This is a genomic window from Paenibacillus sp. AD87 (assembly GCF_001659845.1).
Classification (GTDB): Bacteria; Bacillota; Bacilli; order Paenibacillales; family Paenibacillaceae; genus Paenibacillus; species Paenibacillus marchantiae.
This window is the reverse complement of the sequence record NZ_LXQN01000027.1, coordinates 1-518: the sequence shown is the minus strand read 5'-3', so window position 1 is coordinate 518 and position 518 is coordinate 1. Positions and strand designations below refer to the sequence as shown.

The following is a 518-nucleotide window of genomic DNA, read 5'->3' as shown; positions in this document are numbered from 1 at the left end:
ATACGATCGGTCATTCAGCACAACGGTCCCTTCACCACTCCATACATAAAATAAGTCATAGTTTTGCATCGGTTTTTCCCGCTTCTGCCACTTCCATCCCGGTTCGCAGACAATTTTGGCGACGGCGGGCAAAATAACAAAAGATGACGGCGATGCCTGCAGCATGTCGCCACTCCCCCTTGAAAGTTAATCTCTTTTGCATACTGCATCAAAAATGATGCGATATGTGTTTATATATTTCTGCTCCTGCTGGAGCGAAACGTCTTATTCCATTATACAGCGGAATTCACCGAAACGAAAATGTGCACTTCTCCCATGCTAACCGCATTCGCCTTATCCCCTCTTCAATCTCCTCTTTCTCCAGATGTGCAAAGCCAAAACACACAGCCGGCGGACCTGGAGTCAGCCAATAACGAACCGCATCACGGAATACGACACCTTCTTCCTGAGCCAGTGCCTTGAACCGCTCGTAACTGTCAATATCCCCTTTCCACGTAGCATAAATATGCAATCCAGCA

Annotated in this window: 2 pseudogenes; both read right to left on the bottom strand. The window is 47.3% G+C overall.

Going from position 1 to position 518, the window contains the following annotated elements:
• Positions 1 to 165: pseudogene (locus gpAD87_RS32040) on the bottom strand (AraC family transcriptional regulator); the annotation flags it as partial.
• 121 nt (positions 166 to 286) lie between these two features.
• Positions 287 to 518: pseudogene (locus gpAD87_RS32395) on the bottom strand (PLP-dependent aminotransferase family protein); the annotation flags it as partial.